The organism is Janthinobacterium sp. HH102 (assembly GCF_001758625.2).
GTDB lineage: Bacteria > Pseudomonadota > Gammaproteobacteria > Burkholderiales > Burkholderiaceae_D > Janthinobacterium.
The window spans coordinates 700,428-725,317 of the sequence record NZ_CP062062.1; the positions used below are offsets into that span (position 1 = coordinate 700,428).

Consider the following 24,890-nt stretch of genomic DNA (forward strand, 5'->3'; position numbering starts at 1 on the left):
GCTTATAATCACGCCCCGAAGCAGCCAACTTCTTCTTTATACGCAAATGCAGCAGTCAGGCATCAGTAAATAAGGTTGACAGTTGTGAGTAGATGCTTCATACTCTGCGGTTCCCGCGGAGGGGTGGCCGAGTGGTTAAAGGCGACAGACTGTAAATCTGTTCTCTATGAGTACGCTGGTTCGAATCCAGCCCCCTCCACCAAGTTTTTGCAAGGAAAACTGGGTAGTAGCAAAAAGCAAGTGAAGATAAAGTGAACGATACCTCGCGGGTGTAGCTCAATGGTAGAGCAGAAGCCTTCCAAGCTTACGACGAGGGTTCGATTCCCTTCACCCGCTCCAGTTTCCGTTCAGATGCTTGATGCATCGCATGCAACAAATTACAGCCCTTGTAGCTCAGTGGTAGAGCACTCCCTTGGTAAGGGAGAGGCCACGTGTTCGATCCACGTCAAGGGCACCAGAATTCGCAGCAGGCAGCACAGAAGCAATTCAAACCAGACCGTCGGGCGTGTGCCTGAGCAATCTAATCAAATCATTAGGAGTTCAAAATGGCAAAAGGTAAATTCGAACGGACCAAGCCGCACGTCAACGTCGGCACCATCGGCCACGTCGACCACGGTAAAACCACGCTGACCGCTGCAATCGCAACGGTTCTGTCGAAGAAATTCGGCGGCGAAGCTAAAGCATACGACCAGATCGATGCAGCACCAGAAGAAAAAGCGCGCGGTATCACGATTAACACCGCCCACGTCGAGTACGAAACGGAAACGCGTCACTACGCGCACGTTGACTGCCCAGGCCACGCCGATTACATCAAAAACATGATTACCGGTGCAGCCCAGATGGACGGCGCGATCCTGGTGTGCTCCGCAGCTGACGGCCCAATGCCACAGACCCGCGAACACATCCTGCTGGCCCGCCAAGTTGGCGTTCCATACATCATCGTGTTCCTGAACAAGTGCGACCTGGTCGACGACGCAGAGCTGCTGGAACTGGTTGAAATGGAAGTGCGCGAGCTGTTGTCGAAGTACGAATTCCCAGGCGACGACCTGCCAATCATCAAAGGTTCGGCACGTATGGCGCTGGAAGGCAAAGAAGGCGAAATGGGCGTGGACGCAGTGCTGCGTCTGGCCGATGCGCTGGATGCTTACATCCCAACGCCAGAGCGCGCTGTTGACGGTGCGTTCCTGATGCCAGTGGAAGACGTGTTCTCGATCTCGGGTCGCGGTACCGTTGTGACCGGTCGTATCGAGCGCGGCATTGTCAAAGTCGGCGAAGAGATCGAAATCGTCGGTATCACCGATACCGTCAAAACGACTTGCACCGGCGTGGAAATGTTCCGCAAGCTGCTGGACCAAGGTCAAGCTGGCGACAACGTTGGTCTGCTGCTGCGCGGCACCAAGCGTGAAGACGTGCAACGTGGTCAAGTGCTGGCCAAGCCAGGCTCGATCAAGCCGCATGCGCACTTCACCGGCGAGATCTATGTTCTGTCGAAAGACGAAGGCGGCCGTCATACGCCATTCTTCAACAACTATCGTCCACAGTTCTACTTCCGCACGACGGACGTAACCGGTTCGATCGAGTTGCCAGCAGACAAAGAAATGGTCATGCCAGGCGATAACGTGTCGATCACCGTCAAGCTGATCAACCCGATCGCGATGGAAGAAGGTCTGCGCTTCGCTATCCGCGAAGGCGGCCGTACCGTCGGCGCCGGCGTGGTTGCAAAAATCATCGCATAAGGAAATGTTATGCTTCCACCCGGGGCGTCCTGGGTGGTAGAATAGCACTCCTCGAAAGTTTTACGTAGGGACGTAGCTCAATTGGCAGAGCGTCGGTCTCCAAAACCGAAGGTTGGGGGTTCGATGCCCTCCGTCCCTGCCACCGTCAAGGTGCAGGGCACCGAAAGTAGAAAAATGTCAAATCAATCCGTGCAAACCGTTAGCACGTCGAGTGACAAGATAAAAGTCGCGCTGGCAATAGTAGCTGCGATTGCAGGAGTAGTCGGGTTTTATTACCTGGCAGGCCAACCAGCTCTGGTGCGTGCAAGCGCGCTTGTGGCTGGTTTGGTTATTGCTGTTGCGCTCTTGTATGTCTCGACGACCGGCCGTGAATTTCTCAATTTCGCCAAAGAAGCTGTGCGCGAAACCAAGAAAGTCGTTTGGCCTACCCGCAAAGAAGCCACGCAGATTACCGCGATCGTGTTTGCCTTTGTGTTGGTCATGGCGATTTTCCTGTGGGGCACGGATAAATTGCTCGAGTTTTTGTTGTATGACGTAATTCTGGGTTGGAAAAAATAATGAGCGAAAATGTGCATGATGAAGCGGCGGAAGAGTCCGTTCCGGGCGACGCTCCGGCAGCGGATACTGGTGCAGCGCTGAGCGTGCCAGTGAGCAGCAAGCGCTGGTATGTCGTGCATGCTTATTCCGGCATGGAAAAAAGCGTCATGCGCGCACTGACCGAGCGCATCGAGCGCGCGGGCATGCAAGACCAGTTCGGCCAGATCCTGGTGCCGATCGAAGAAGTTGTCGAAGTCAAGAATGGCGTGAAGTCCGTCACCGAACGTCGTTTCTATCCTGGCTATGTGCTGGTTGAAATGGAAATGACGGACGAGAGCTGGCACTTGGTCAAGAACACCAGCAAGGTTACCGGTTTCATTGGTGGCAAGTCGAACAAGCCGACGCCGATCTCCGCGCGCGAAATCGACGGCATCATGAAGCAGATGCAGGAAGGCGTTGAAAAGCCCCGTCCGAAAACCTTGTACGAGGTGGGCGAGCAGGTACGCATCAAGGATGGTCCGTTCACCGATTTCAACGGCAATGTCGAAGAAGTCAATTACGAGAAATCCAAAGTGCGCGTCTCTGTCACCATCTTCGGCCGCGCTACCCCGGTAGAGCTCGAATTCGGCCAGGTCGAAAAAGTTTAAGGCGGTTCACAAAACCGTAGCGAGCGGATGTGGGTTGTGGCTGAGAAGCGGAGCTGTGCAAATGCACAGTGAGCATCGGAAGCCGCAAATCGCGCCGCGCAGTAGGTTTGAAAGCGCCACCAGGAGCGTTGCGGTAGTAACAGCAAAATCCGGTCAGAGGAGCCCCGCCAGGGTAGGATCGGCGGGGCGCTACTACTCAATCCAAGATAGGAGCCATCATGGCAAAGAAAATCATTGGTTTTATCAAGCTGCAAGTGCCAGCTGGTAAAGCAAACCCATCCCCACCAATCGGTCCAGCTCTGGGTCAACGCGGTCTGAACATCATGGAATTCTGCAAAGCGTTCAACGCGCAGACCCAAGGTATGGAACCAGGCATGCCGATCCCAGTCGTGATCACCGCGTTCGCTGACAAGTCCTTCACGTTCGTGATGAAGACGCCTCCAGCAACCTACCTGATCAAAAAAGCTGCTGCGATCACCAAAGGTTCGCCGAAGCCACATACCGACAAAGTCGGTACGCTGACCCGCGCACAAGCTGAAGAAATCGCTAAATTGAAAACCCCTGATCTGACCGCTGCCGACATGGATGCTGCTGTACGCACCATCGCTGGTTCCGCTCGTTCGATTGGTATCACGGTGGAAGGTGTTGTATAATGGCTAAGTTATCCAAACGTATCAAGGCTTTGAAAGCCAAAGTCGACCGTACCAAAGTGTACGCTTTCGACAACGCTGTCGCTCTGATCAAAGAGTGCGCAACGGCCAAGTTCAATGAATCGATCGACGTATCGGTACAACTGGGTGTTGATCCTAAGAAATCCGACCAAGTGGTGCGCGGCTCCGTCGTGCTGCCAGCTGGTACCGGCAAAACCGTACGCGTGGCAGTCTTCGCGTCGGGCGAAAAAGCGGAAGCTGCCAAAGCAGCTGGCGCCGACATCGTTGGTATGGAAGACCTGGCTGAGCAGATCAAAGCCGGCGACATGCCTTTCGACATCGTCATCGCTTCGCCAGATACCATGCGTATCGTTGGTACCCTGGGTCAGATCCTGGGCCCACGCGGCATGATGCCTAACCCGAAAGTCGGCACTGTTACTCCTGACGTCGCTACCGCCGTGAAAAACGCGAAAGCCGGTCAAGTTCAGTACCGTACCGACAAATCCGGTATCATCCACGCTACCATCGGCCGTAAATCGTTCGCTGACGCAGATCTGAAGTCGAATCTGGTCGCACTGATCGACGCACTGAACAAAGCCAAGCCAGCATCGAGCAAAGGCGTGTACCTGCGCAAAGTTTCGCTGTCGTCGACCATGGGCGCTGGCGTCCGTGTTGACCAGGCTAGCCTGGCAGCTTAAGTAACAGAATCAAGTCCTGTAGCGCCTTCGGGCGCTGCGGGCGCATCTTTGGGCTGTCTGCCTGGTGTTCACATCAGGCAGGCAGACAATCAAAGACCGTTGGGCCGACTGCGATTGCACATGCAGAAGGTTAATAGGCTTGCCGGCAACGGCAAGTGCCCAACGCAGATGGTGTACCCGAACAAGTTTTGTAGTCCTCATGCTGCGTGAATCCATCCGCTCAGTTTAGTACTTCTTGACTTCGGACGCCGTGTTCGAACCGATGCAAGGCGCTCAACCACTCGGTTGTGATCGCTGAACATCATTTAAGGAGGTTGACCGTGAGTCTCAATCTGAATGACAAAAAGGCCGTCGTCGCCGAAGTTTCCGCACAAGTAGCAAATGCGCAAACGATCGTCGTGGCCGAATATCGTGGCATCCAGGTTGGTCACTTGACGCAACTGCGTGCTAAAGCGCGTGCCCAAGGCGTGTACCTGCGTGTGTTGAAAAACACTCTGGCTCGTCGCTCCGTTGAAGGTACCGCATTCGCCAGCCTGGCAGATGCCATGACCGGCCCGTTGATCTACTCGATCTCGGCCGATGCCGTTGCAGCAGCTAAAGTCATCGCTGACTTCGCTAAAACCAACGACAAACTGGTCATCAAAGCAGGTAACTACGCAGGCAAGCCGCTGGATACAGCTGCTGTCACCGCGTTGGCGAGCATTCCTAGCCGTGAAGTCCTCATTTCGCAGTTGTTGGGCGTTATGCTGGCTCCGGTTTCGGGCTTTGCACGTGGTCTGGCTGCCCTGGCAGCGAAAAAAGGCGAAGGCGCCGAAGCTCCTGCAGAAGCAGCAGCAGAAGAAGCCCCAGCAGCCGCTTAATTGCGCGCGCTTTTTTCTCTCAGTACCAATCTGATGTAACTAACGTAATAAATTTAGGAGTTTCAAAATGGCAATTAGCAAAGACGATATCCTGGAAGCAGTTAGCGCCATGTCCGTAATGGACCTGAACGACCTGGTTAAAGCATTCGAAGAAAAATTCGGCGTGTCCGCAGCAGCAATGGCTTCGGCCGGTCCTGCAGCAGGCCCAGCAGCAGCTGCTGAAGAGCAAACCGAGTTCAACGTTGTTCTGGACACCTTCGGCGCAAACAAAGTTGGCGTCATTAAAGCAGTTCGCGAAATCACCGGCCTGGGCTTGAAAGAAGCTAAAGACCTGGTCGATGGCGCACCAAAAACTGTGAAAGAAGCAGTGTCGAAAGCTGACGCTGAAGCTGCAGTGAAGAAACTGGTTGAAGCCGGCGCAACCGCTTCGATGAAGTAATATCTGTACCGGCGGCAGTTAGCGCCCGAGTCAAAGTCTGAGGTTTCCCCTCGCAAGGGGGGAAATCCGACTTTGGCTCCTTTGTCGTCTGCATCGTATTTGTCATGTAGTTGTAGCAGCAGTTTTTATTCGATTCAAGCCGGAAAGCAGAGCCTTGAGGTTTCGTCTGTGTCACACGCAGCGGTGCAAACGAACACTTGCAAAACCTGAATTTTCTATCCTTTCTGTCACTCACGGAGTGTCCATGCACTACTCATTTACTGAGAAGAAACGCATTCGCAAATCATTCGCGAAGCGCGCCAACGTTCACCACGTTCCGTTCCTGCTGGCGACCCAGCTCGAGTCTTATCATAGCTTCTTGCAAGAGGACATAGCACCGTCCGGCCGCAAGAATGATGGCCTGCAGTCGGCTTTCACCTCGATTTTCCCTATCGTGTCGCACAATGGTTTTGCGCGACTCGAATTCTTGTCGTACGTTCTGGGCGATCCTGCCTTTGACGTCAAAGAATGTCAACAACGTGGCCTGACGTTCGCGTCGCCGCTGCGCGCGAAAGTGCGCCTGGTGATCCTGGACAAGGAATCGCCGACCAAGCCCGTCGTCAAAGAGATGAAGGAACAGGAAGTCTACATGGGCGAATTGCCGCTCATGACGACCACCGGTTCGTTCGTGATCAACGGCACGGAGCGGGTGATCGTTTCCCAGCTGCACCGTTCGCCTGGCGTGTTCTTCGAGCACGACCGCGGCAAGACTCACTCGTCCGGTAAGCTGCTGTTCTCCGCGCGTATCATTCCTTACCGCGGTTCGTGGCTGGACTTCGAGTTCGACCCGAAAGACATCCTGTTCTTCCGCGTCGACCGCCGCCGCAAGATGCCAGTGACGATTCTGCTTAAAGCCATCGGCATGTCGCACGAGCAAATCCTGGCGAACTTCTTCGTCTTCGACAATTTCAACCTGCGCTCCGAAGGCGCGGAAATGGAATTCGTCTCCGAGCGTCTGCGCGGCGAAGTGGCGCGTTTCGACATCGTCGACAAGTCGGGCAAGACCCTGGTGCTGAAAGACAAGCGTATCAACGCGAAACACGTGCGTGATATCGAAGCTGCCGGCATCAAGCACATTTCCGTACCGGAAGACTACCTGCTGGGCCGCGTATTGGCGAAGAATATCGTCGATGGCGACACCGGTGAAGTCGTCGCTTCCGCGAACGATGAGCTGACGGAAGACCTGTTGGGCCGCCTGCGCGACGCCAACATTTCCGAAATCCAGACCTTGTACACGAACGACCTGGACCAGGGCGCCTACATCTCGCAAACCCTGCGTATCGACGACACCGCCGACCAGATGGCTGCGAAAGTGGCGATCTACCGCATGATGCGTCCAGGCGAACCGCCAACGGAAGATTCCGTTGAAGCGCTGTTCAATGGCCTGTTCTACAACTCGGACCGCTACGACCTGTCGGCCGTGGGCCGCATGAAGTTCAACCGTCGCATTGGCCGCGATGAACTGACCGGCGCCATGACGCTGTCGAACGAAGACGTGCTGGCCGTGATCAAGATCTTGGTGGAACTGCGCAATGGCCGCGGCGAAGTCGACGATATCGATCACTTGGGTAACCGTCGCGTACGTTGCGTGGGCGAACTGGCCGAGAATCAATTCCGCGCCGGCCTGGTGCGTGTTGAGCGCGCCGTCAAGGAACGCCTCGGCCAAGCCGAAGCGGACAACCTGATGCCGCACGACCTGATCAACTCGAAGCCGATTTCGGCTGCGATTCGCGAGTTCTTCGGTTCGTCCCAGCTGTCGCAGTTTATGGACCAAACCAATCCTCTGTCGGAAATTACCCACAAGCGCCGCGTATCGGCTCTGGGACCCGGCGGTCTGACACGCGAACGCGCCGGCTTTGAAGTGCGCGACGTGCATCCGACCCACTACGGCCGCGTCTGCCCGATCGAGACACCGGAAGGTCCGAACATTGGTCTGATCAACTCGCTGGCTCTGTACGCCCGCCTGAATGAATACGGCTTCCTGGAAACCCCGTACCGCAAGGTCGAAGGCTCCAAGATTACCGATCAGATCGACTACCTGTCCGCCATCGAAGAAGGCCGCTACATCATCGCTCAGGCGAATGCGACCATCAACGACGCCGGCATGTTGTCCGATGAACTGGTCTCGGCCCGTGAAGCCGGCGAAACCATCCTGGTCTCCCCGGAGCGCATCCAGTACATGGACGTGGCGCCAGGCCAGATCGTTTCCGTCGCTGCCTCGCTGATTCCGTTCCTCGAACACGATGATGCAAACCGTGCATTGATGGGCGCCAACATGCAACGCCAGGCCGTGCCTTGCTTGCGTCCGGAAAAAGCGCTGGTCGGTACCGGTATCGAACGCACCGTTGCGGTCGACTCGGGCACCACCGTGCAAGCGCTGCGTGGCGGTATCGTCGATTACATCGATGCGGGCCGTGTCGTGATTCGCGTCAATGATGACGAAGCGCAAGCTGGTGAAGTGGGCGTCGACATCTACAACCTGATCAAGTACACCCGTTCGAACCAGAACACCAACATCAACCAGCGTCCTATCGTGCAAGTGGGCGACCGTGTTGCCAAGCGCGACGTGATCGCCGACGGCGCATCGACCGACCTGGGTGAATTGGCGCTGGGCCAGAACATGACCGTGGCCTTCATGCCATGGAATGGTCTGAACTTCGAAGATTCGATCCTGATCTCGGAAAACGTCGTCAAGGACGACCGCTACACCTCGATTCACATCGAAGAGTTGTCGGTGGTGGCCCGTGACACGAAACTGGGCGCGGAAGAAATTACGCGCGACATCTCGAACCTGGCTGAAAATCAGCTGGCACGTCTGGATGAGTCCGGTATCGTCTACATCGGTGCAGAAGTCCAAGCGGGCGACACCCTGGTTGGTAAAGTGACGCCAAAAGGCGAAACCCAGCTGACCCCGGAAGAGAAGCTGCTGCGCGCGATTTTCGGCGAAAAAGCCTCGGACGTGAAAGATACGTCGCTGCGCGTGCCTTCGGGCATGATCGGTACCGTGATCGACGTGCAAGTCTTCACCCGTGAAGGCATTGTGCGCGACAAGCGTGCCCAGCAAATTATCGATGACGAACTGAAACGCTTCCGTCTGGACTTGAACGACCAGATGCGTATCGTTGAAGGCGATGCCTTCCAGCGTCTGGAAAAAATGCTGATCGGCAAAGTTGTCAACGGCGGCCCGAAAAAGCTGGCCAAAGGCGCCAAGATCACCAAGGAATACCTGGCCGATCTGGACAAATACCACTGGTTCGACATCCGCCCTGCGGACGACGATGCCGCGGTAGCGCTGGAAGCGATCAAGGAGTCGATCAACGAGAAGCGTCACCAGTTCGATCTGGCCTTCGAAGAGAAGCGCAAGAAACTGACGCAAGGCGATGAGCTGCAACCAGGCGTGCAAAAAATGGTCAAGGTCTACCTGGCCGTGAAACGCCGCCTGCAGTCGGGCGACAAGATGGCAGGTCGCCACGGTAACAAGGGTGTGGTTTCCCGTATTGTTCCTGTGGAAGACATGCCATACATGGCCGACGGCACGCCAGCCGACGTTGTGCTGAACCCGCTGGGCGTTCCTTCGCGGATGAACGTTGGTCAGATTCTCGAGACGCACTTGGGCTGGGCTGCCAAGGGTCTGGGTATCCGCATCGGCGAAATGCTGAAGGCGCAAACCAAGGTCGAGCAAGTGCGCAAGTACCTGACGACGATCTACAACGACAACGGCCGTGCGGAAGACCTGAACGACTTCGACGATGAAGAGATCATGAAGCTGGCGGAAAACCTGAAAAAAGGTGTTCCATTCGCCACGCCAGTGTTCGACGGCGCCAATGAAGAAGAGATCCGCCGCATGCTGGACCTGGCGTATCCGGACGACATCGCCAAGAACCTGGGCATGACCGCTTCGAAAAACCAGGTGACCATGTATGACGGTCGCACCGGTGAAGCGTTCGAGCGCAAGGTCACTGTCGGCGTCATGCACATGCTGAAACTGCATCACTTGGTCGATGACAAGATGCATGCGCGTTCGACCGGTCCTTACTCGCTGGTGACGCAACAGCCGCTGGGCGGTAAAGCCCAGTTCGGTGGTCAGCGTTTCGGTGAGATGGAAGTCTGGGCACTGGAAGCGTATGGCGCGTCGTATGTCTTGCAAGAGATGTTGACGGTCAAGTCCGATGACGTGAATGGCCGTACCAAAGTGTACGAGAACCTCGTCAAGGGCGACCACGTGATCGACGCCGGCATGCCGGAATCGTTCAACGTGCTGGTCAAGGAAATCCGTTCGCTGGGTATCGATATCGACCTCGAACGCAACTAAACGACAGCACCCTGTCATTTGGTTTGGGAAACACAAAGCCCGGCTGGGAAACCACGCCGGGCAATGTAGTCTCAGGAATATAGAAATTTAATCACCTCTGGAGTGATACATGAAAGCACTGCTCGATCTATTCAAGCAAGTACAGACCAACGAGACCTTCGATGCAATCAAGATCGGTCTCGCTTCGCCTGAGAAAATCCGTTCGTGGTCCTACGGCGAAGTCAAGAAGCCGGAAACCATCAACTACCGTACCTTCAAGCCTGAGCGCGACGGCCTGTTCTGCGCCAAGATCTTTGGCCCGATCAAGGATTACGAATGCCTGTGCGGCAAGTACAAGCGCCTGAAACACCGCGGTGTGATCTGCGAAAAGTGCGGCGTCGAAGTCACCTTGGCCAAAGTGCGCCGCGAGCGCATGGGCCACATCGAGCTGGCCTCGCCGACCGCGCACATCTGGTTCCTGAAGTCGCTGCCGTCGCGTCTGGGCATGGTCCTGGACATGACCCTGCGGGACATCGAACGCGTGCTGTACTTTGAAGCATACGTCGTGACCGATCCAGGCATGACTCCGCTGAAAAAGTGCCAGATCATGTCGGAAGACGACTACGCCGCCAAGTACGAAGAGTACGGCGACGACTTCACCGCCTTCATGGGCGCCGAAGGTATCCGTGAACTGCTGCGCTCGATCGACATCCACCGCGATGCCGAAACCCTGCGCGTGGAACTGAAGGAATCGAAATCCGAAGCCAAGATCAAGAAATACGCGAAGCGCCTGAAAGTGCTGGAAGCGTTCCAACGTTCGGGCATCAAGCCTGACTGGATGATCATGGAAGTGCTGCCAGTGCTGCCGCCGGAATTGCGTCCGCTGGTACCGCTGGACGGTGGCCGTTTCGCGACTTCGGATCTGAACGATCTGTATCGCCGCGTCATCAACCGTAACAACCGCCTGAAACGCCTGATGGAGCTGCGCGCTCCAGAGATCATCACGCGTAACGAAAAGCGCATGCTGCAAGAAGCGGTCGATTCGCTGCTGGACAACGGCCGTCGCGGCAAAGCGATGACCGGCGCCAACAAGCGTCCGCTGAAGTCCTTGGCCGAGATGATCAAGGGCAAGGGCGGCCGTTTCCGTCAAAACTTGCTGGGCAAACGCGTCGATTACTCCGGTCGTTCGGTCATCGTCGTGGGCCCGCAATTGAAACTGCATCAGTGCGGCTTGCCGAAACTGATGGCGCTGGAACTGTTCAAGCCATTCATTTTCAATAAACTGGAACTGATGGGTCTGGCGACCACGATCAAGGCAGCGAAAAAGCTGGTCGAGATCCAGGAACCGGTCGTATGGGACATCCTGGAAGACGTGATCCGCGAACATCCGATCATGTTGAACCGCGCACCAACCTTGCACCGTCTGGGTATCCAGGCGTTCGAGCCAGTCCTGATTGAAGGCAAGGCCATCCAGCTGCACCCGCTCGTCTGCGCCGCATTCAACGCCGACTTTGACGGTGACCAAATGGCGGTCCACGTTCCTCTGTCGATCGAAGCGCAGATGGAAGCACGCACCCTGATGCTGGCATCGAACAACATCCTGTTCCCATCGAACGGCGAACCGTCGATCGTTCCTTCCCAGGATATCGTGCTGGGTCTGTACTACGCGACCCGCGAAGCGATCAATGCGAAGAACGAAGGGATGATGTTCCCTGACGTGTCGGAAGTGATCCGCGCCTACGACAACAAGGAAGTCGAACTGACGACCCGCGTCACCGTGCGTATTACCGAATACCCGAAAAACGCCGAAACGGGCGAATTCGAGAAAACGGTTACCCGCTACGAAACGACGATCGGCCGTGCGATCCTGTCGGAAATTCTGCCGAAAGGCCTGCCGTTCTCCGTCTTGAACCGCGCGCTGAAAAAGAAAGAAATTTCCAAGCTGATCAACACGTCGTTCCGCAAGTGCGGCCTGCGCGCCACCGTGGTGTTCGCAGACAAACTGATGCAATCGGGTTTCCGCCTGGCGACACGCGCCGGTATCTCGATCTGCGTCGACGACATGCTGGTACCGCCTCAAAAAGTCACTTTGATCGCGACGGCCGAATCGGAAGTCAAGCAGATCGAACAGCAATACGCCTCGGGTCTCGTGACCGCCGGCGAGCGTTACAACAAGGTCGTCGATATCTGGGGCAAAACCTCGGATGAAGTCGGCAAGGCCATGATGGACCAGCTCAAAGTCGAAGACGTGATCCGCCGCGACGGCACCAAGTCGACGCAAGAATCGTTCAACGCCATTTACATGATGGCCGACTCCGGCGCGCGCGGTTCCGCAGCCCAGATTCGCCAGTTGGCCGGTATGCGTGGTCTGATGGCCAAACCGGATGGCTCGATTATCGAAACGCCGATTACCGCGAACTTCCGCGAAGGTCTGAACGTTTTGCAGTACTTCATTTCGACCCACGGTGCGCGTAAAGGTCTGGCCGATACGGCGCTGAAAACGGCGAACTCCGGTTACCTGACGCGTCGTCTGGTGGACGTGACGCAAGACTTGGTGGTGATCGAGGACGATTGCGGCACCATGAACGGTGCCGTCATGAAGGCACTGGTCGAAGGTGGTGAAGTCATCGAACCGTTGCGTGACCGTATCCTCGGCCGCGTGGTGGTGCATGACGTCGTCAATCCTGAAACCCAGGAAACGCTGTACGAAGCCGGCACCCTGATGGACGAAGACATGGTCGAAGAGATCGAGCGTCTGTCCATCGATGAAGTCAAGGTCCGCACGCCACTGACTTGCGACACGCGCTTCGGCCTGTGCGCCAAGTGCTATGGCCGCGACCTGGGCCGCGGCATGCTGGTCAACGCCGGCGAAGCCGTCGGTGTGGTGGCAGCGCAGTCGATTGGTGAACCTGGTACCCAGCTGACCATGCGTACGTTCCACATTGGTGGTGCGGCATCGCGTGCGGCAGTGGCATCGTCGGTGGAAGCCAAGTCGAACGGTACCATCCGCTTCACGGCAACCATGCGTTACGTGACGAACGGCAAGGGCGCGCAAATCGTCATTTCCCGTTCCGGTGAAGTGCTGATTACCGACGACCACGGCCGTGAGCGTGAGCGTCATAAAGTACCGTACGGTGCGACCCTGATCGTCAAGGACGGCATGGTCATCAAGGCCGGTACGGCCCTGGCAACGTGGGATCCGCTGACCCGTCCGATCATTACCGAATACGCCGGTCAAGTGCGTTTCGAGAACGTCGAAGAAGGCGTCACCGTCGCCCGTCAGGTCGACGAAGTGACCGGTCTGTCCACCCTGGTGGCGATCGATGCGAAACGTCGCGGTTCGCTGACCAAGACCCTGCGTCCGCAAGTCAAGCTGATCAACGACGCGAACGAAGAAGTCAAGATCGCCGGCACCGAACACTCGGTGGCGATCGGCTTCCAGGTCGGCGCGCTGATCATGGTCAAGGACGGTCAACAGGTATCGGTGGGTGAGGTGCTGGCACGTATTCCTACCGAATCGCAAAAAACGCGCGATATTACCGGTGGTCTGCCACGCGTTGCGGAACTGTTCGAAGCGCGCTCGCCGAAAGATGCCGGTATGCTGGCGGAAGTCACGGGTACGGTTGCGTTCGGTAAAGAAACCAAGGGCAAGCAGCGTCTGGAAATCACGGACATGGACGGCAACAAGCATGAGTTCTTGATCACCAAGGACAAACAAGTGCTGGTGCATGACGGCCAAGTCGTGAACAAGGGCGAGATGATCGTGGACGGCCCGGCCGATCCGCAAGACATCCTGCGTCTGCTGGGTATCGAAGCGCTGGCACGTTACATCGTTGACGAAGTGCAGGACGTGTACCGTCTGCAAGGCGTGAAGATCAATGACAAGCACATCGAAGTGATCGTGCGTCAGATGCTGCGCCGCGTACAGATCGTCAATGCCGGCGACACCAACTACATCGTTGGCGAGCAGGTAGAGCGTTCGGAACTGCTGGACGAGAACGATCGCATGGCCGTTGAGAACAAGATTCCAGCGACCTACGAAAACGTCTTGTTGGGTATTACCAAGGCATCGCTGTCGACCGATTCGTTCATCTCGGCCGCATCGTTCCAGGAAACCACCCGCGTGCTGACCGAAGCGGCGATCATGGGCAAGCGCGATGGTCTGCGCGGTCTGAAAGAGAACGTCATCGTCGGCCGTCTGATTCCTGGCGGTACGGGCCTGGCCTTCCACCGCGCACGCAAAGAGAAAGAAGCGTGGGAAGTGGAAGAGCGTCAAGCACTGCTGCTGGCCGAGAAAGCCTCGATGGCTGGCGAAGCTGCCGAAGCGCTGCAGGATATTGAGACCCAGCAACACCACGGCGACGAAGCGTAATCTGCGCTGCTAGCTGACAAGAACGGCATCTTCGGGTGCCGTTTTTTTATGCCCGTTGCGCGGCCTTCCACGATGCACGCAAAGAGAAAGAAGCGTGGGAAGTGGAAGAGCGTCAAGCGCTGCTGCTGGCCGATAAAACCACGCTGGCCGGTGCAGCCACCGAAGATCTGCTAGAAAATCGAGACCCAGCAACACCACGGCGACGAAGCGTAATCTGCGCTGCTAGCTGACAAGAACGGCACCTTCGGGTGCCGTTTTTTTATGCCCGTTGCGCGGCCTTCCACGATGCACGCAAAGAGAAAGAAGCGTGGGAAGTGGAAGAGCGTCAAGCGCTGCTGCTGGCCGATAAAACCACGCTGGCCGGTGCAGCCACCGAAGATCTGCTAGAAAATCGAGACCCAGCAACACCACGGCGACGAAGCGTAATCTGCGCTGCTAGCTGACAAGAACGGCACCTTCGGGTGCCGTTTTTTTATGCCCGTTGCGCGGCCTTCCACGATGCACGCAAAGAGAAAGAAGCGTGGGAAGTGGAAGAGCGTCAAGCGCTGCTGCTGGCCGATAAAACCACGCTGGCCGGTGCCGCCACCGAAGATCTGCTAGAAAATCGAGACCCAGTAACACCACGGCGACGAAGCGTAATCTGCGTTGCTAGCTGACCGCTGCTAGCTGACAAGAACGGCACCTTCGGGTGCCGTTTTTTATGCCTGTCCGCATTGCCATGCGCGAAAAGATAGCGTGGCAGGCGGTAAATGATGGCAGCCCATTCCATTTGTCTATTCGATTGGCATGCATATCGCCACGGCAGCACATCATTTATATCGCTCACTGAGGAACACGATTTTCGGTTGTCGCTTGTTCGCACCCATTCATTTGTATTTCGCAGCCTATATAAATGGCAAGCGTAAAATGGAAGGTCAACGCACGCATTAAAAGTCATGCTCTTTATTACCGGCCAAGATGACGAACAAGATTCTTATGCAGGCATGCATTCTGATACGCTGATAGCTTAATGCGGCCGAGCTAAATTACGTCGAGCATGTTTGAATTGATGGACTAAAACCGTGTAACGCGGTTGACGCCAGACTCGTGCAGGTGCGAGGCAGGATGGTAGACGTGGCGCCGACGAATTTGAAGTGAGCGCTTACAAGAATGGCTGCTTGCCGTTGACGGCTCTTGGCTACTGCTGTTGCGTCATCCCGCTTTGCTGCCCATGGGCTCGCCCAACTGCTGGTGATGACGCATCACGGCGTTGTTGTGGCGTCACGCCCCGTTGCCTGCGCCACGCCAGTTTTCAGTTCATTCATGCTAAGATTTGGCGCATGATTGCCCAAGCCCTGTTTACTCCCGCCCAGCAAAAACTGCTGGGTTTGCTCTTTGTCCGCGTGAATGAAGGCTTTCACTTGAACGAGATCATGCGCTTGACGGGCATGGGGAGCGCGTCGGCACAGCGGGAGCTGCGCCGTCTGCATGAGTCCGGCCTGATCATATCGGAGCGGATCGGCAACGTGCGGCGCTTCTGGCCTAACAAGGAAAGTCTCGTGTATCCGGAGTTGAGCGGACTGGTGCAAAAAACCTTCGGCATCGTCGGTGTGCTCAGCATGACCCTGGCGCCCTTGCGTGCCCAGCTGCACCTGGCATTTGTGTCGGGCGCCGCGGCGAAGGGGCAGGACCTGCCCGGCAGCGCCATCGATTTGCTGCTGGTGGGCGAAGAAGCCAATTATGGCGATCTGTTGACGGGATTGGCCCCGGCCGAGCGAACCTTACGGCGTAAAATCAATCCCAACCTATATACGCTGGCGGATTATCGCCGGCGGCTGCGTGAAGGCCAGCCATTTCTGCTGCAGGTATTACAGCAGCCGAAGTTGTTTGTCATCGGCGATGAATCGCTATTGCAGGCGCTGGCATTACCGGATTCTTCATTACAAGCGAATGACATGCCATCTGTATTCTAAAGGCCGGGCCTGGCATTCAATTTCAGGTACATGAAATTGTTGGCCAGAATAATATCTGAGGCGGATTGATCGTATGATGAATAAACTACAGGCTTTCGGTTTAATTGTTTCCCAAGCGGTGCGCGGAGAATTAACGTTTCCCACGAGCGTTAATTCAGCACTGCAATTGCAATTGGCCCTGGCTGAACCGGACTGCCATATCGACCATGCGATCAAGCTGGTACTGGCCGAGCCCTTGCTGGCGGCGCGCACGGTCGCGCTGGCCAATTCGGCCGTGTACAGCCGCGGCGATGCGGCGCCCGTGACCAGCGTGCGCGCCGCCGTCATGCGCATGGGCTACCGCAATCTGTACGCGCTGGTGGCGGCCATGGTGGTGCGCCAGTTCGGCAGCAAGATCATCGACCCCGTGCTGCGCCAGAAGGCGACCCAGCTGTGGGAGCACACTGCCCACGTGGCGGCGCTGGCGCACGTGCTGGCCCGCCGCGTGACGAACGTCGATGCCGATACGGCGCTGTTCGCCGGCATCGTGCATGAGGTGGGCGGTTTTTACCTGTTGTCGCGTGCCGATGAATTTCCCGGCCTGCTCGACGACGATGCCGATCACTGGATGGAGTCCGCCGAAGAAATTATTTCCCGCGAAGTCATGAAGAAGCTGCTGATTCCGCGGGCCGTGAGCGAAGCCATCGAAGGCTTGCGCGATGGCTTGCTGTCCATTCCGCCCGACTCCCTGCTCGACACCTTGTTGTTGGCCAAGCAACTGTCGCCCGTGCCCTCGCCCTTGCAGGTGACGTACGTGGAAATGCTCACGCCCTCCGATTCCGTCATCGATTTCATTATCGACAACGAGACCCTGCAAAGCATCCTGGCCGAATCGGACGAGGAAGTACGCTCGATGAGTGCCGCGCTGCTCGTCTGAGGTCAGCGCATTGCTTGTCTGACCCGCCCACGCCGTCTGCCAGCATGCCTGCCGGGACCGGTCAGGGGCCGGGATGCAATACGACCTTGATGCATTGCTCCTGCTTCTTCTGGAAGATCTCGTAGCCGTGCGGTGCTTCGTCCAGGCTCAAGTGATGGGAAATGATGGCACCGGGATCGAGCTCGCCCCGTTGTATCCGTTCCAGCAGCGGCTGCATGTAGCGCTGCACGTGGGTTTGCCCCGTCTTGATGGTCAATGAACGGTTCATGATGGAGCCAAACGGGATCTTGTCGCTGAAGCCGCCATACGCGCCCGGCACCGAGACGACGCCGCCGTTGCGGCACGCCATCAGTGCTTCGCGCAGGGCTGTGGGGCGGTCCGATTCCAGTTTCATCGTCTGCTTGAGGCGGTCGTAGATATAGCTGACGCCGGAACCGTGCGCTTCCATGCCGACGGCATCGATGCAGGCATCGGGTCCCCGTCCTCCCGTCATTTCCCGCAGGGCGTCGGGCACGTCCACCGCATCGAAATGCAGGGTTTCGGCGCCGGACAGTTCGCGTGCCATGCGCAGGCGTTCCGGGTAATGGTCGATGGCGATGACGCGCTCGGCGCCGAGCAGGAAGGCGCTCTGGATGGCGAACTGCCCCACGGGGCCGCAACCCCACACGGCCACCACTTGGCCCGGCGTGATGGCGCAGGCTTCGGCCGCCATGTAGCCGGTCGGCAGTATGTCCGAGAGGAACAGTACCTGTTCATCCTTGAGCTCGTCCGGCACCTGGATGGGGCCGACGTCGGCAAACGGCACGCGCACGTATTCCGCCTGGCCGCCCGCGTAACCGCCCGTCAGGTGGGAATAGCCAAAGATGCCCGCCCCCGAGTGGCCCCACATCTTTTCCGCCATGTAGGCGTTGGGATTGGAGTTCTCGCACACCGAGTACAGCTGTTGTTCGCAAAAGAAGCAGCGTCCGCAGGCGATGGGAAACGGCACGACCACCCGTTCTCCCACCTTGAGTTTGCGCACCGCGGAGCCCACCTCCACCACCTCGCCCATGAATTCATGGCCGAGGATGTCGCCTTGTTCCATGGTGGGCACGACGCCATTGTAGAGGTGCAAATCGGAACCGCAGATGGCCGTGGAACTGACCTTGATGATGGCGTCTCCGGGATTGAGGATGACGGGATCGGGTACTTGTTCGATCCGCACGTCGCGCTTGCCGTGCCAGCAATTGGCTTTCATGACACACCTCCGTTTGCTTGCGGTCGAGGGGCAGCGACCGTGCCGCCAGCCTTGTGCAGCAAGCGCGTCTTGAAGCTGCGCTTGCCCGACGGCTGGCCCTCTGTGGTGCTGACCTCGCCCGTTTCCATCCACTGCTTGAAGCGGCGCAAGGTGGTTTCGATCTGGTAGGCGGGCGCCTGGCTGAACAGGCCCGCCACGGCCGCGCCCACCTTGCCGGCCGGCGGCTGCATGTGCAGTTGCATGGTGACCACGGTGCCGCGCCCGCCGGGAGCGGGCGACAGTTCCAGCGCTCCCGTTTCGGCATGGTTCTGTGCCGCGCGCCAGCGCAAGCCCTGACCCGGACGCTCTTGCGTCAGTTCGCCTATCCACTCGCCCTCGACGCTGTGCCAGCGCGAGCGGCGCGCATCGATCACCTGCACCGACTGCAGGCCCGGCATGAAGCGGGGCAGGTTTTCCAGGTCGCGCCAGGCGCGGTAGCAATCGTCGGCGGAACGGTTGACGATGACGCTCTTTTGCAGCGCCAATCCCTCTTCGCCGGGCGCGGGTAATTCGCTCAGCTTGCGCGGCGCCAGTTGGGCGCTGGCGATGTAGTCGATGGCCGTCACGCCTGCCACCACGGCCGCCGTCGCCGCCAGGCGCGTGCGCGCATGGCGCCGGCTGGCCATGGCCACGCCCAGCAGCGACAGGTCCATGGCGTCGCCGGCGATGCGCGACCAGCGCCAGGCCGGAGCGGTTTCGCCGCGCAGCAAGGCCACGCCGCACGCCATTTCGCGCAGGCCGATGGCGCGTATCCAGAAAGACGAGACGCCGCGCAAGCCGCTGGCGCGCGCCAGGCCGCGCGGCGCCACCAGCTGGGCCAGTCCCAGGCCGATGCTGAGCCAGCCAAGCGCCGTGATCATGGCAGGCTTGCCGCGTGCGGTATCGTCGGGAATGTGCCGCTGCGGCCGGCCATCGGCCTGGCCGCGCGCACTGGTGTAGTGAAGAATGGCGTCATGCCCGTGATAGGGCATCTCCGCTGATGTTTGCCATGCGGGCGGGCCAGCCGTGGCGGCGTCGTTCCTGTCTTCGCTTTGCATGCTGCCTCCCTTCTGTGTATGGGAATTAGGCAGCATTGTCTGGTACGCGTTCCGGCGGGCGTGCGCGACATACGCTGGATCTGTGCCAGATCAAATATCGGCACGAAAAAAAACGGCAGCCCCAACTGGCGCTGCCGTTCTCGCAAGAGTGGGCTAGCTTACTTTTGCTGCGCGATCCACCGGTCGACCTTGGCTTCGAGCAGTTTCAGGGGCAGGGTGCCGTCGCCGAGCACCACTTCGTGGAACTTCGGCAGGCTGAACTTGTCACCCAACGCCTGCTGGGCACGCTGGCGCAGTTCGACGATTTTCAGCGAACCGATCTTGTAGCCCAGCGCCTGGCCAGGCCAGGCCATGTAGCGTTCCGTTTCGCTCCTCGCCACCGCGTCATAGCCGAGGGTGTCGCGCATGTACTTGATCGTCTGCTCGCGCGTCCAGTCCTTGGTGTGCAAGCCCGTGTCGACCACCAGGCGCACGGCGCGCAGCATCTCGTCGTTCAAATGGCCGAAGTACTGGGCAGGATCGTCGAACAGGCCCATTTCCTTGCCCAGGGTTTCCGCATACAGGGCCCAGCCTTCCGTGAAGGCATTGTTGCCGCCGAAGCGGCGGAAGTTCGGCAAGTCCATCTCTTGCACCAGCGCCAGGTGGAAATGGTGGCCCGGTTTGCCTTCGTGCAGGAACAGGGTGGTCATGCCCGTGTCGCCATACAGTTTCGGATCCGTGACGACGGACCAGAACACGCCCGGGCGCGAACCGTCGGCGGCCGGGGCCGTGTAGTGATCGGCGGCCGTATCGCGGCTCAGTTCAGGTTCCAGGCGCAAGTCCAGCGGTGCCTTAGGCACCAGGGTGAACAGGGCGGGCAATTTGCTGTCCAGCAGCACGTTCAGCTTGCGGTAGACGTCGAGCACTTCCTGCTCCGTCTTGAACGGGCGGTATTTCGCCTGTTCCGATACCCACACGGGCAAGCCGGCGGCCGGGCCGTTGTAGCCCATCTTCGGACCGACGATCGCGTATTGTTCCTGGATGCGCGCCACTTCCTTCAAGCCGATGGCGTGGATCTGCTCCGGTTTCAAATCCGTCGTGGTGCTGCTGGCCACGCGCGCCTGGTACCAGGCCGCGCCATCGGGCAGGGCGCTCCAGCCGCTGCTCGTGCGGCCGGCCGGCAGGTAATCGCGTTCCATGAAGGTGGCCAGGCGCTGCAGCGCAGGCATCAGCTTGGCCTTGATGATGACGGTGTAGGTTTGCGTCAGGCGTTCCCTGTCGGCGGCGGAAAAGCTGGCCGGCAAGTTCTTGATGGGCGTGTAATACACGCTGTCCTGCGGCGTGGCGCTGACGAGCTTCTTGAATTGCGGCAGGGCCGATTCCGTCAGCGCCTTCGGCAGCACGATGCCCTTTTGCATGCCGACTTTCATGTTGGCGATGGCCTGGTCTATCCAGCCCGGCAACTGGCCGATACGGCTCAGGTAAGCGTCATACTCCTTGACCGTGGTCAAAGGTTGCGATGCCTCGCCGCCCGCATAATTGGCCAGGGTGACGGGCATGCTGTCCATCTGGTTCAAAGGCAGCAGATATTCGGGGAAGCGCTCGAAGCTCAGTGCCGTGGCCAGTTCATAGTCGAGGATATCGTAGTTGATCTGGTCCTGGTGCGACAGCTGCGCGCGGGCAATACCGCGCAGGGTCTTCTGGTACTGGCGGTACAGGGCGAACTGCTTTGCGCGCGCGGCGGGCACGATGGCTGAACCAAGCTGGTCGTCAAAACGGTTGTCGCCGCTCTCGGTGGCATTGATCGGCTCGAAACGGGCCAACGCATCGTAGTACTGGTCGGCCAGCACTTGCAGCTGCTGCTTGGCTTTTGGCGCGCTGACGGCCGGCGCGACGGCCGCTTTGGCCGCGGGCTGGGCCGCTTGCGCCATGGGCGCGTAGGCGAACAACAGGGAGATGGCCAGGGTGCCGAGGGTGCCGGCGGCAAAACGATGCTTCATGCGCGAGATCCTTTGTAAGGAGGGAATGAACGGAGGCGTAGCGAGGTCGGGGGTGGCCGTTCAAGAAGGAACAGCCGGGGCGTAAGCATACGCCATTGCCCAGTGCGTTTGGATAAATTGTGCGGAAAGGAATGTTGCTATTTTGCCGTAGGCGGCAGGGCCGCTTTCATGGCTGGCCAGTGGCTGCTGGTCAAGGGACGGCAGGCAGGGCAGGGCATGGCGGCGATCAGGCTTTCGATCTGCTGCGCGCGCGCCGCCGTTTGCGGGTGCGAGGAAATCCAGTCCGGCACCTTGGCCTGGTCCTTGCCATCGAGCCTCTGGAAAAAACGCAGCATGCCGTCGGGACGGATCTGCGCGCGCTGCAAGGCCAGCAAACCGAGCCGGTCCGCTTCTTCCTCCATGTCGCGGCTGAAATACAGGGTGCCGGCCTGGTGTGCCAGCATGGCGGCCACGGCGCTGATGTCGCCGATGGTCAGGCCCACCAGGGCGCCCCAGCCCAGGCTGCTGATCATCTGCCGCAACGAATGGCGCTGTTCCACGTGCTGCACTTCATGCGCGAGCACGCCGGCCAGTTCGCCCGGGTCCCCCGCCTGGCGCAGCAAGCCCGTATGCACGACGATGATGCCGCCGGGCATGGCAAACGCGTTGACCGTGTCATCCTGCTTGACCAGCCAGCGGTACTGGTAGCGCGAACCGGCCGTCAGCGTGCGGCCGATGTCCTGCACCGTCTGCTGCGCCACGCCGTTCTCGACGATGCCGCCCTGCGCGCGCACTTGCGCCAGGGCCAGTTCGCCCAGCTGCTTTTCCGTCGACAGGGGAATCCATCCCGCCAGCGCGCCGACGGCATGGCCGCCTTGCCACCACAGCAGGGCTGCAGCGACGACGGCCGCGCCCGTCAAGCCGGCCAGCCAGCCCGACACTTGCCGCCGGTTGCGCTGGCGCTCGCTCCACAGGTGCTGCAGTTGCGGCTGCAGCGCGGCCGGCGCTTCTTTTAACACGATGGCGATGTCGTCCGCTGTCAGCGGCTTGAGCGAGGCTTGCCGTCCTTGTTCGTCGAGCCAGTTCAGGAACAGTTCCGGTCCGTCGACACCGCCCACGCTGACGACCAGCTGCGCCACGTCGACATCATGGCCGGGCGCATCGATGGTCAGTTGCGTGCCGAAAAAATGCGCACTAACGGGCGTGCCCGCCGGGCCGCCGTCGGGGCCGCTCAGCAGTGCCCGGAATGGCGTCATGCGGCGGCCTCGGCAAAGCGGCTTTCGTACAGGGCGGCCATCAGGTCGGACTGGCTGATGATGCCGGCCAGGCGTTCTTCCTCGTCGAGGATGGGGATATGGTGGTAGCCAGCGTCGGCCATCAGGGGCACGAGGTCGATGATGGGCGTGCCGAGGCGGGCCGTGTGCGGCGACGGCGTCATCAGCTGTCCCACCGCTTCCGGCTTGTCGCTGTGGGACAGGCCGCTGCGCTGCAGCAAGCCGCGCAGGCGCTGGCGCATGCCCTGGTAATCGTCGAGGCCGCCATGGCGCAGGAAATCCGTCTGCGTGATGATGCCGATGACGCGGCGCGCCCGGTTGACAACGGGCAGGGCGCCTATATCGTGCTCGCGCATGGTGCGCCATGCAACATCGAGCGGCGTGCCGAATTCCACGCTGAGCACATCCTTCGACATGATATCGGCGCAGGTGACGACGCCGAAGCGGCGCTGGTAGGCGCGCATTTCCGTTTGCAGGAAGATTGCCTGCAAATCGTCGCGGCTGATGTCGAGCACTTCACTGTGCTGGCGCAAGACGGCATCGAGGTCATCCGGTGAAAACCCCAGGCGGTTGCTGGGCACGTCATCCTTTGTATCGTGCGGATGCGGCGTGACCAGTTGCTGGACGTGCGGGTAGCGGCGTCCCGTCAGGTTGTTGTACAGCACGGCGCACGCGACCAGCACGGCGGAATTGAACAGCACCGTGATGAAGACGAATTCAAAGCCGGCCGCATGCACGCTGGCGCCGCCGACGACGGTGGTGAGCGCGACGGCCCCGCCCGGCGGATGCAAACAGCGCAGGGCAAACATGGCGCCGATGGCCAGGCAGGCGGCCAGCGCCGCCACGCCCACGCTGGATCCCAGCCATTTGACGCAGGCCATGCCGACCAGGCCGGAGACGACGTTGCCGCCCACCACGGACCACGGTTGCGCCAGCGGGCTGGCCGGCAGGCAGAACAGCAGCACCGCCGAGGCGCCCATGGGCGCGATCAGGTAGACGCTGGCGCTGTCCGGGGCCAGCAGGAAATGGCAGATCAGGCCCGTCAGCAGCAAGCCGCAGATGGCGCCCGCGCAAGCGCGCAATTGTTCGCGGCGGCTGCCGTTGTTCGGTTGCGGCAGCCAGCGTGCCAGGAAAGAAGTCGTCATGGGGAGGGCGCGTTCGGGCCGCGTTGCTCAGTGTGAGCCCGATATTATCCCATGCGTTCCATTTCGCTGCCTGCGGGTACTAATCGTCGGCGCAGACGGCCTGCAAGCCGTGCCGTGCCAGCAGTTTCCTGGCGGCCGCGATGGCGGACGGCGCCGGCTCGCTGCTGGCGCAGGCATAGATGTCATTGAGGATCGTCGCCGCATCTTTGCCCGTGACGGCGGCCATCAGCTCGGTCAGGTTGCGGTCGGAAAAGTGTTCATACAGCAGGGCCAGCACGGCGAAATATGCCGTATCGGGCATGCCGCCGGGATAGGCGTCGCGCAACATGCGCGCGGCGCCGGACAGCGTTGGGGGTAATGTATCTGGCATGCTCAAGCGGCTTCTCCTGGGTGGTGCTCTGATACGTGCTTATATGTTTTCCGCATAAGCACAGTGCAATTAAATGGTGGATATTTCTTACAAGCAGGCATATTCTAGATAATCACGCCCGCTGGCAGCTGTTCAGCTGGCTTCACGATTTCTCTCAGGAGCCCCGCATGCGCCTTTCCCGTTTCGTCGCCCCATTCTTTGCCAGCCTGCTGCTTGCCGGTACCGCCATTGCCGCCGCCCCCACACCGGCCAACCCGGTCGCCACGCCGCATCTGCCGTACAACGCGGCGGCCGACGCCAAGGCCGACGTGACCCGCGCGCTGGCCGAAGCCAAGGCGGCGCACGTGCCTGTCTTGCTGATCTTTGGCGCCAACTGGTGCGAAGATTGCCGCGCGCTCGACAAGGCCTTGAAGGAAGGCAAGAACGCCGAGCTGATGCAACAGCAGTTCAAGGTCGTCAAGGTCGACGTGGGTAACTTCGACCATAACCTGGACGTGGCGCAAGCCTATGGCAATCCGCTCAAGAAAGGCATCCCCGCCGCCGTGCTGGTCTCGAGCGACAACAACCAGGTGCTGTACGCCACCAAGGGCGGCGAACTGGCGAATGCCCGCCGCATGAGCGAGAGCGGCATCTATGATTTCTTTAAACAAGCCGCCAGCGTGAAAGCGCCGGCGATTTAAGCGTTTTTCAAAC

18 protein-coding genes and 4 tRNA genes are annotated in these 24,890 nt (G+C 59.1%); 16 read left to right on the forward strand and 6 right to left on the reverse strand.

Annotation, left to right across the window (positions count from 1 at the left end; all coding sequences use genetic code 11):
• Positions 1-117 precede the first annotated feature (117 nt).
• The 15 genes from JAB4_RS03180 (at position 118) to JAB4_RS03250 (ending at position 17,137) form a co-directional block, all read left to right on the forward strand.
• Positions 118-202, forward strand: a tRNA-Tyr gene (locus JAB4_RS03180).
• Positions 203-265: 63 nt separating this feature from the next.
• Positions 266-339, forward strand: a tRNA-Gly gene (locus tag JAB4_RS03185).
• Positions 340-382: 43 nt separating this feature from the next.
• A tRNA-Thr gene (locus JAB4_RS03190) sits at positions 383-457 on the forward strand.
• Between the two features lie 88 nt (positions 458-545).
• A complete protein-coding gene (gene tuf, locus JAB4_RS03195) occupies positions 546-1,736 on the forward strand; it encodes an elongation factor Tu (protein ID WP_077398776.1) in 1,191 nt (396 codons plus the stop codon).
• A 66-nt stretch (positions 1,737-1,802) separates the two neighbouring features.
• A tRNA-Trp gene (locus JAB4_RS03200) sits at positions 1,803-1,878 on the forward strand.
• 32 nt (positions 1,879-1,910) lie between these two features.
• Complete coding sequence (gene secE, locus JAB4_RS03205; RefSeq protein ID WP_010394308.1) at positions 1,911-2,294, forward strand: preprotein translocase subunit SecE; 384 nt, start codon at positions 1,911-1,913, stop codon at positions 2,292-2,294.
• Positions 2,294-2,920 carry a transcription termination/antitermination protein NusG gene (gene nusG / locus JAB4_RS03210; protein ID WP_070223388.1) on the forward strand — a complete coding sequence of 209 codons (627 nt, stop codon included), beginning with the start codon at positions 2,294-2,296 and terminating at the stop codon, positions 2,918-2,920. Before secE ends, nusG begins: the two co-directional genes overlap by 1 nt.
• 218 nt (positions 2,921-3,138) lie before the next feature.
• Positions 3,139-3,573, forward strand: coding sequence for a 50S ribosomal protein L11 (gene rplK / locus JAB4_RS03215; protein WP_034783246.1), 435 nt, complete (start codon positions 3,139-3,141; stop codon positions 3,571-3,573).
• A complete protein-coding gene (gene rplA, locus JAB4_RS03220; protein WP_034753134.1) occupies positions 3,573-4,268 on the forward strand; it encodes a 50S ribosomal protein L1 in 696 nt (231 codons plus the stop codon). Before rplK ends, rplA begins: the two co-directional genes overlap by 1 nt.
• A 320-nt stretch (positions 4,269-4,588) precedes the next feature.
• Positions 4,589-5,128, forward strand: a complete 540-nt coding sequence (gene rplJ, locus JAB4_RS03225) for a 50S ribosomal protein L10 (protein WP_034753621.1) — start codon at positions 4,589-4,591, stop codon at positions 5,126-5,128.
• A 67-nt stretch (positions 5,129-5,195) separates the two neighbouring features.
• The gene (rplL, locus tag JAB4_RS03230; RefSeq protein WP_070223390.1) at positions 5,196-5,567 is read left to right on the forward strand and encodes a 50S ribosomal protein L7/L12; all 372 of its coding nucleotides are present in this window, start codon (positions 5,196-5,198) and stop codon (positions 5,565-5,567) included.
• A 244-nt stretch (positions 5,568-5,811) separates the two neighbouring features.
• Positions 5,812-9,918 carry a DNA-directed RNA polymerase subunit beta gene (gene rpoB / locus JAB4_RS03235; RefSeq protein WP_070223392.1) on the forward strand — a complete coding sequence of 1,369 codons (4,107 nt, stop codon included), beginning with the start codon at positions 5,812-5,814 and terminating at the stop codon, positions 9,916-9,918.
• Positions 9,919-10,027: 109 nt separating this feature from the next.
• Positions 10,028-14,269 (forward strand): DNA-directed RNA polymerase subunit beta', encoded by a 4,242-nt coding sequence (gene rpoC, locus JAB4_RS03240; protein WP_034753138.1) that lies wholly within the window; start codon positions 10,028-10,030, stop codon positions 14,267-14,269.
• Between the two features lie 1,319 nt (positions 14,270-15,588).
• Entirely contained in the window at positions 15,589-16,221 is a 633-nt protein-coding gene (locus JAB4_RS03245; RefSeq protein WP_070223394.1) for a transcriptional regulator, read from the forward strand.
• A gap of 76 nt (positions 16,222-16,297) precedes the next feature.
• Positions 16,298-17,137 carry an HDOD domain-containing protein gene (locus tag JAB4_RS03250; RefSeq protein ID WP_070223450.1) on the forward strand — a complete coding sequence of 280 codons (840 nt, stop codon included), beginning with the start codon at positions 16,298-16,300 and terminating at the stop codon, positions 17,135-17,137.
• A 61-nt stretch (positions 17,138-17,198) separates the two neighbouring features.
• On the opposite strand, the gene JAB4_RS03255 is transcribed toward JAB4_RS03250, so the two are convergent.
• From JAB4_RS03255 to JAB4_RS03280, 6 genes are all read right to left on the reverse strand, one after another.
• On the reverse strand, positions 17,199-18,374 hold the full coding sequence (locus tag JAB4_RS03255) for a zinc-dependent alcohol dehydrogenase (protein ID WP_070223396.1): 1,176 nt from the start codon (positions 18,372-18,374) through the stop codon (positions 17,199-17,201).
• The gene (locus JAB4_RS03260; RefSeq protein ID WP_139143865.1) at positions 18,371-19,450 is read right to left on the reverse strand and encodes an SRPBCC family protein; all 1,080 of its coding nucleotides are present in this window, start codon (positions 19,448-19,450) and stop codon (positions 18,371-18,373) included. The genes JAB4_RS03255 and JAB4_RS03260 overlap by 4 nt, the downstream gene beginning before the upstream one ends.
• A gap of 158 nt (positions 19,451-19,608) precedes the next feature.
• Positions 19,609-21,429: a DUF885 domain-containing protein gene (locus JAB4_RS03265; RefSeq protein WP_070223400.1), complete on the reverse strand. Its 1,821-nt coding sequence runs from the start codon at positions 21,427-21,429 to the stop codon at positions 19,609-19,611.
• A 137-nt stretch (positions 21,430-21,566) separates the two neighbouring features.
• Positions 21,567-22,664 carry a M48 family metallopeptidase gene (locus JAB4_RS03270; RefSeq protein ID WP_070223403.1) on the reverse strand — a complete coding sequence of 366 codons (1,098 nt, stop codon included), beginning with the start codon at positions 22,662-22,664 and terminating at the stop codon, positions 21,567-21,569.
• A complete protein-coding gene (locus tag JAB4_RS03275; protein ID WP_070223406.1) occupies positions 22,661-23,827 on the reverse strand; it encodes an HPP family protein in 1,167 nt (388 codons plus the stop codon). Before JAB4_RS03275 ends, JAB4_RS03270 begins: the two co-directional genes overlap by 4 nt.
• Before the next feature lie 79 nt (positions 23,828-23,906).
• The gene (locus JAB4_RS03280; protein ID WP_070223452.1) at positions 23,907-24,197 is read right to left on the reverse strand and encodes a DUF3349 domain-containing protein; all 291 of its coding nucleotides are present in this window, start codon (positions 24,195-24,197) and stop codon (positions 23,907-23,909) included.
• A gap of 167 nt (positions 24,198-24,364) precedes the next feature.
• Here JAB4_RS03280 and JAB4_RS03285 point away from each other — a divergent pair, with 167 nt between their 5' ends.
• Positions 24,365-24,877, forward strand: a complete 513-nt coding sequence (locus tag JAB4_RS03285; RefSeq protein WP_217494537.1) for a thioredoxin family protein — start codon at positions 24,365-24,367, stop codon at positions 24,875-24,877.
• Positions 24,878-24,890 lie beyond the last annotated feature (13 nt).